At 40.7% G+C, this 7,662-nt stretch carries 5 protein-coding genes; 1 reads left to right on the forward strand and 4 read right to left on the reverse strand.

The window, feature by feature from the left end:
• Window positions 1–2 precede the first annotated feature (2 nt).
• On the reverse strand, window positions 3–2,762 hold the full coding sequence (uvrA, locus tag HZA77_13440; protein MBI5376431.1) for an excinuclease ABC subunit UvrA: 2,760 nt from the start codon (window positions 2,760–2,762) through the stop codon (window positions 3–5).
• A 198-nt stretch (window positions 2,763–2,960) separates the two neighbouring features.
• On the opposite strand from uvrA, the gene HZA77_13445 reads away from it, so the two are divergent.
• Window positions 2,961–4,370, forward strand: coding sequence for a cytochrome c554 family protein (locus HZA77_13445; GenBank protein ID MBI5376432.1), 1,410 nt, complete (start codon window positions 2,961–2,963; stop codon window positions 4,368–4,370).
• An 84-nt stretch (window positions 4,371–4,454) separates the two neighbouring features.
• Here HZA77_13445 and HZA77_13450 read toward each other — a convergent pair whose 3' ends face one another.
• The 3 genes from HZA77_13450 to HZA77_13460 form a co-directional block, all read right to left on the reverse strand.
• Complete coding sequence (locus HZA77_13450) at window positions 4,455–6,575, reverse strand: MCP four helix bundle domain-containing protein (protein MBI5376433.1); 2,121 nt, start codon at window positions 6,573–6,575, stop codon at window positions 4,455–4,457.
• Window positions 6,576–6,646: 71 nt separating this feature from the next.
• The gene (locus HZA77_13455; GenBank protein ID MBI5376434.1) at window positions 6,647–7,159 is read right to left on the reverse strand and encodes a chemotaxis protein CheW; all 513 of its coding nucleotides are present in this window, start codon (window positions 7,157–7,159) and stop codon (window positions 6,647–6,649) included.
• 325 nt (window positions 7,160–7,484) lie between these two features.
• Window positions 7,485–7,662: hypothetical protein (locus HZA77_13460; protein MBI5376435.1), on the reverse strand; the 178-nt coding region annotated here is incomplete at its 5' end.

Consider the following 7,662-nt stretch of genomic DNA (forward strand, 5'->3'; position numbering starts at 1 on the left):
AATTAGATAGCAAAATCTAAATTTATCCTTTCTCTTAAAAATTTTCCCGTATAAGATTCTTTGCACTTCGCCACATCCATCACTGTTCCCTCACAGACTATTCTCCCTCCGCTGTCACCACCTTCTGGCCCCATGTCTATAATGTAATCAGCGTTTATTATGAATTCGAGATTGTGTTCAATGGCAACTATTGAATTACCTTCTGCAACAAGCTTCTTAAAAACTTCAACGAGATTATAGACATCAGCCATATGAAGACCGGTAGTTGGCTCATCAAAGAGAAACAGATAGCTTGCCTCTTTTTTCTTCTCAACAAGAAGCCCGGCAAGCTTAAGCCTCTGTGCTTCCCCCCCGCTTAATGTCGATGTACTCTGTCCAAGCTTTAAATATCCAAGCCCCATATCTTTAAGTACCGACAAATTCTTCTTCACCTGAGGAGAATCAGAGAAAAAAGCAAGAGACTGTTCAACTGTCATATTAAGGATGTCTGATATGTTCTTGTTTCTATGTGTCACATCCAAAACTTTTTTTCTAAACCGTTTACCGTCACATTCATCGCAGATAAGCTCAAGGTCTGCAAGGAACTGCATCTCAACCCTTTCTTTGCCAAGTCCATTGCATTTGGGGCATCTGCCGTCACCGGTGTTAAAAGAAAAATCACGTTCTGTAACTCCAGCTATTTCAGCACTCCTTGTTCCTGCCATTAGTTTTCTTATCTCGCTGTATGCTTTCACATAGGTCACAGGATTAGAGCGTGCCTGTCTCCCGATAGGCGACTGGTCAACCATGATTACAGAATCAATGTTTTTTATCCCGTCGATACTGTCAAAACATTTCGTTGATGAAATTTTACCGCCCTTCATACTCTTAATTGCCGGATATAATATCTCTTCAAGAAGAGTTGATTTTCCTGCACCGGAAACACCTGTAAGACATACAAAGGATTGAAGTGGAATTTTAAAATCAACACCTTTTATGTTGTTCTTTTTTGCCTTCGAGATTGTTATTACATTACTGACACTATGTTTTTTCCCTGCGGAAATTCCCCGCTGAGCTGATATGTGTTTTGCTGTCAGTGAATTTTTGTTCGTCAACAGTTCATCAAAAGTTCCCTCAAACACTACTTCACCTCCTAATTCACCCGCACCCGGGCCAAGGTCAATAATCTTATCAGCATTTTTTATTACCTGCATATCATGCTCTACAACTACAAGAGTGTTACCGCGGCGGCTAAGTTCTTTTAATACCCCTATGAGCCTTGATGTGTCCCTCGGGTGAAGCCCTACGGTCGGTTCATCAAGGACATAGAGCGTTCCTGTAAGAAGACTGCCGAGCGCTTTGGAGAGGTTTATCCTTTGCATCTCTCCGCCGCTCAATGTCCTTGCCTGACGGTTGAGCGTAACATAATTTAAACCAACATTAAGAAGATACCCTGTCCTGTTCCTAAGTTCTTCGAGGATTAATTTTACTGGTTCAAAACCGGAATCACGAAATGCAGGGTAAGAAAAAAATACGGAAAGTTCATCAATAGACATTGTTTGAAGTTCAAATATATTTTTTCCCAAAACCTTCACCCATAACGCATCATCCTTGAGTCTTGTACCATTGCATACAGCGCAGAGTTCAAAACTCCTGTACCTTGAAAGCAGTACGCGGATGTGCAGTTTGTATTTTTTCTCTTCCAGATACTTGAAAAACCCATTTATGCCGCAGAAATCTCCCGCTCCTTCAATGAGGATCTCCCTTCCCTTCCGGGAAAGTTTATTAAATGATGAAGTAAATGATATTCCTGCTTTTACAAGCTCGTGCCGTAAAGTGATATACATATCCTCATAAGCTGGGCTGTTCCAGGGAGCGATAGCCCCCTTGTTTAAAGGTTTATCTCTGTCCGGAATTACCTTGTCGAGATCTATCCCTATTACTCTTCCAAAACCATGGCAGTTTGGACATGCGCCAACAGGAGAATTATAAGAAAACATATGAGGTTCAGGGCTGGTAAAAAATTTCCTGCATTTCTCACAGGAAAAAGAAAAAGCATAATGGAATATACCGTAGCCTTCAATAACAACCGCGCCTCTTTCCGTGTTAAGGCGAAGTCCTGTTTCAACAGCGTCGCTTATTCGTCCGGTATTTTCCTGCGATATTAAAAACCGGTCAACGACCATGTCTATTTCATCATATTTAGCAAATTGACCGGAGGTAATGCTGTCGATATCCTTAACCTCTCCATCAATCATTACCCTGAAAAAGCCGTCTTGTTTAAGCCTTTCAGCGAACAAGTTTAAAACATCTATTTTGTGCGGAACAGGAACTGGAATAACGAGAGTTCCTCTATTTCCGGAAAATTTTTCAATTATTCTGTCCACAAGGCTTTGCGGCGTATGCCTGACTGCCGGGATATTGCACTTAGGACAGAATGTCGTTCCTGCACGTGCAAAGAGAAGCTTCAGATAATCGTCTATCTCGGAAAGGCTGCCCACTGTGGCACGGGAGCTGCGGATATAATTTTTCTGTTCAACGGCGATGGCTGGCTGAATACCTGTAATACTGTCTACATCAGGCTTTTCCATCCTCTCCAAAAACTGGCGGGCATAAGCTGAAAGCGACTCGACGTAACGCCTCTGTCCCTCCGCGTAGATCGTATCGAAAGCCAGAGAGGATTTCCCTGAACCTGACACTCCTGTAATAACCGTAATTCCCCCGGATGGGATTGAGCAGTCAATGTTCTTAAGGTTGTTTACGCGTGCGCCTTTAATTTCCATTCAGCAGACAAAGCTCCCTGTTATGTCATTACAAGAAAATTATAAATAATTTTTATAGCTTTTAAAAAATGTTATGTAAACTTATGACACCATTAGAATTAATAAAAAAAATTTATTGAAGAATTGAAAAAACATATATTATGAATAAATTTAAATTTTAGTCTCTGTTGTATTTAACCTTGTTCAGGAGGTATCAGGATGAAAAAATTTACTCCGCTTATTTCCATTATTATCTTTTTTTCGATTAGCCTGCTCTGTTATTCAGAAGGACAAACAATGAAAGAAATTGAAAATATGGGAATATTCGATTTCAAGGCTGTAAAGGTAAAAGACTTCATAAGCCCTGAAGTGTGCGCAGACTGCCATACGCAGATATTTGACCAATGGAAAGGATCCATGCATAGCAAGGCATTTACAGATCCAATATGGCGTGCAGCGACAAAACTTTTTATGGTTGACGCAACCACGGAGGGGCAACAGCTTGAGATGAAGGCATGCGTAAAATGTCATGTTCCTCTTGGTTTCAGATCGACTGTCCTCACTTCGCCTGCGGGAGATTACGACAAACTTCAAGATATCGCGGCCCAGGGTATTTTCTGCAACTGGTGCCATTACATCGATGAGATTAAACATTTGGGCGATGCAGGTTATGAGGTTGAACAAAGGGAAAGAGAAGATAGCCCTTCCGCCATGCTTGGGCCTTTCAAAGATTCCAAATCATCTTATCATCCTTCAAAATACTCTGAACTTCATACTAAATCTGATTTCTGCGGTCTTTGCCACAACGTGTCCCACATGTCAACAAAGGTACCGATTGAAAGCACATACGAAGAATGGAAAAAAAGCGTTTATAATACTCTTGATCCCTCTACTACGGTCACCTGCCAGGATTGTCATATGAGGCAAAGGCCGGGTATTCCTGCCACCGGTACCACTGAAAGACCGGACAACCCGGGAAAAGCATGTGATACTGGTCCGGAGAGGAAGCACATATGGACGCATTATTTCGTCGGGGGCAACGCAGTTGTAACATCGCTGCAAAATAATCAGGTTCACTCTGACATGGCGGTCGAGAGGCTCCAGAATGCCGCTTCCCTGGAATTCATAAAAAGCGGTTCATACAGTAAAAATGCTCCTGCAATGGTTCAGGTAAAAGTTACAAACTCCGGTGCAGGTCATTATCTGCCTACAGGACTCTCGGAACTGAGGGAAATGTGGCTTGACATTAAAATTACGGACAATTCAGGTAAAGAAATCCTTAGGACCGGAGCAATCGATGAAAAGGGAGAGATAGATAAAAAAGCAGTTAGATATTACACTCAGCTTGGAAATGAAAAAGGAGAACCTGTCATCAATGTTGCCCTCGCCGACAGGATTCTTTCCGACAACAGGATTCCTCCAAAGTCTTCAGCCATTGAATCATATTCTTTTAATATCCCTGCTGATGCAGTATCTCCGCTCACTGTAGATGTCCACCTGAGATACAGGAGTCTTTCGCAGGGTATTGCCACCGCACTGATGGGAATATATGCTCCTAAAATCCCGGTTATCGATATGGCAGAAGTTAAAGGCAAAATAGATTTTTTGGAAGAAAACCCACTAAAATAAAATAATCTTAATAATGGCTTTGCAAAATAAAAGGGGTGAAAAAAATCACCCCTTTTATTTTTTCTATCTATATTTTATATAACGTTAAAACGATTGAAGTATATCCCTGTCATTCATATCCTGAAAAGGGATTATTTTTTCCGGATCCTTTTTCATGGAATTAACGCCTGTTCTTTTATTAACTGCGGTTGGTTTCGCAATAATTCTTTCTGTCATTCTTTGGTTTACATCTGTTTTTTTTGTCAGGTTCGACATCTGGGAATTTGCAGCAGTAAGCTTGAATGATGAAACCATGCTTCGCATTTCCTCTGCCTGCCCTGAGAGCTCTTCAGCAGCGCTTGCCGATTCTTCAGAGTTTGCTGCGTTCTGCTGTGTAATCTGATTCATCTGCTCTACAGCTGTATTTATCTGCTCCATCCCCTGCGTCTGCTGTTCCGAAGCAGCAGCAATTTCTTCCATTACAGCTCCAACCTTGTGTATCTGTTCATTTATATCATTAAGATTCCTCAATACTTCCTGATTGATAATAACACCTTCTTCAGAGTTTTTTACTGAACCTTCTATCATTGCAGCCGTATTTTTCGCTGCGTCTGCACTTCTTATAGCAAGGTTTCTCACTTCTTCAGCGACAACTGCAAAACCTTTCCCTGCATCACCGGCACGCGCTGCTTCAACTGCAGCATTAAGCGCAAGAAGATTCGTCTGAAAGGCTATCTCATCTATTGTTTTAATAATCTTGGCTGTTTCATCTGAAGAAGCTTTTATCTTATCAATTGCCGAGGAAAGACGGCTCATGCTCTCTGTACCTTTTGCCGCACTTTCTCTTGCGGAATCTGAAAGCGCTTTTGCTTCTTTCGAATTTGCTGAGTTTTGTCTTGTCATTGATGACATCTCATGTAAGTTGCTCGATATTTCTTCAAGGGAACTTGCCTGCTCTGACGCACCGCTTGCAAGAGCCTGGCTCCCGGAGCTTATCTCGCCCGATGCAGATGAGACCTGTTGAGACGAAAGCGCAACCTGCTGAAGGCTCTGGTCAAGGTTTTCTGCAGCAGCATTTAGGGCATTCTTTATCTTTGCATGATCACCTTCATAATTCCCGGTAACTCTTACTGAAAGGTCACGTTTTGCTAAACGCTCTAAAACTTCTGATGCCTCATTTACTGGTTCAATTACTGCATCTAGCGTTTCATTGATTCCCTTTACAAGTTCACGAAAAGAACCATCAAATCCTGAAACATTCCCTCTCCTGGATAAAACTCCCTCTTTAGCAGCATTGACCAGCTCCGACATTTCAGCAGTCAGACTGAGTATAGTTTTCTGAAGTTTTTGAAACGCCTTGCTAAGCACATCTTTTTCACTTCTAATATTAATATTCGCCGACACATCACCTGAAGCAATTTTCTCCGCAGCATTTGCCAGCTCTGTCTGTGATGCAATTATTTTACCGAACGAATCTGCAAGCTGTCCAACTTCATCTTTTGAAGTTATTTCAATCTTCTGATTAATATCTCCAAGAGCCATCTGCTCTGCAGCCTCAGTTATTCTTTTCATAGGCTTTCCAATTAAGGAAGAAAGCCAGAATCCAAGACCTATTGCAAATGCAACAGTTATTCCTAAAACAATAAGAACAGTCCTACTAACTCTATCAGCAAACGCTACATTTACATCAGCAGATGCTTTTGCTTCTGAAATTTTCTTTTTAGTAATCTCATCTATCATGTCCTGCACAACTCTCATCTTCTTGTAATATTCACCATTAAGGAGGTCTATCGCTTCCTGATCTTTTCCGGCAAACGCAAGATCGAGAACAGCTTTTTTTGCTGCATCATAGTTTTTGTGTGCGCTTTGGTAGTTACTGTTAAAATCTCTCATCTCTTCGGTATCTACGCTTTTGCTGAACTCCTCAATGTTTTTATCCATTTCGGATTCGCGCTCTTTGACTTTTTCAAGCATTTTCTGTTTTTCTGATTCAGTCTTTACCATAACAACATCACGCAGATTCCCCCTTGCTCTTTGAAAACTTGTAGCAGCAATCCCCAAATTGCTAACCGGAACAGTAATTTCCTTGTAAAGTTTTTCATTGGAATCTGCCATGTTGCGAATACTGTTTAAATTCATCCAGCCAACTGCACCGTTTATTAAAGATACTGCTATAAAGGCAAAGATCAGTTTTGATGAAAGCTTTAAATCGTAGAACCATTTCATATTCCTACTCCCATTTAGAATTTCATAAACCCTTTTTTAAAATGTTGATAAAAAAGAATTTGCCTTAGCCATTATTCTGCACATGAATTTACATTCAGTTTCTCTGTCTTTTCATTTTCAAGAATCTTATCAATATCAAGAAGGAGTTTTACTCTCCCTTCAGATTTTCCAAGTCCAAGGATATATTCGATGTTTACACCAGCCCCAAAAGAGGGTGCATCCTCAATATTTTCGTTTGCTATATCAAGCACCTCCGACACCCTATCAACAATTATGCCTGTCTGAACTCCATCGGACTGAACCACTATTATGCAGCTTTCGTCTGTCTGCTCAACTGAAGACATTCCAAATTTCTGTCTCAATTCCATAACAGGGATTATTCTGCCCCGAAGATTAATTACACCACGGACAAACTTGGGGGTGCGGGGAACAGGAGTTATAGGCATCATCCCGATTATTTCGTGGACTTTTAGGATTTCAATCCCGTACTCTTCTTTACCAAGAAAAAAAGTTAAAAATTTACCCCCTTTATCCGGATGATTTGTCTCTACGGCAGATTTGTGTTCAGTTAATGAATCCCCCATTTAATATCCTCCTTAAGAAGTTGTAATGCGATAACCTCTATATGAGATACCGCTCAGATTGCTCCACTATAAGCATAATTCATACCAATATAATTAGTTGGATAAATTCTAAAACTGCCAATTATTTTGGCTAAAAGTGCTTAAATGCCAACACTAACCTCGTAAAATATTTGACGCAGATGGCAGGGATGTCTCCAAGAAATTGACGATGGCAATACTTTGAAATAATGATAGTAAAAGATGACAAATTAGGTAGTTTTTAAATAAAAAGGGGTGAGAGACTCATCTCTCACCCCTTACATTAAATCAGTTTGTTTCGTTAAATTTACTTCTTCAATTCTCTTCTTTTCTTGGTTCTGTTGATCATATCGTGGGCAACACCTGTGAAAAGCCCTATGGCGTCTGCATTCGGAATCCCCTTAACCATTACGAAAGTTTCGGTAAGGATTATCCTTGCGATCTTTCCAAACTGATAAACCCTTGTCTCAACATTGATTGCATAC

Source organism: Candidatus Schekmanbacteria bacterium, assembly GCA_016219965.1.
Taxonomy (GTDB): Bacteria; Schekmanbacteria; GWA2-38-11; order GWA2-38-11; family J061; genus JACRJM01.

Bases quoted from the DNA above. Each gene is read 5' to 3' on its own strand.
- uvrA (MBI5376431.1), bottom strand. From the start codon at position 2,762: ATGGAAATTAAAGGCGCACGCGTAAACAACCTTAAGAACATTGACTGC.
- HZA77_13445 (MBI5376432.1), top strand. From the start codon at position 2,961: ATGAAAAAATTTACTCCGCTTATTTCCATTATTATCTTTTTTTCGATT.
- HZA77_13450 (MBI5376433.1), bottom strand. From the start codon at position 6,575: ATGAAATGGTTCTACGATTTAAAGCTTTCATCAAAACTGATCTTTGCC.
- HZA77_13455 (MBI5376434.1), bottom strand. From the start codon at position 7,159: ATGGGGGATTCATTAACTGAACACAAATCTGCCGTAGAGACAAATCAT.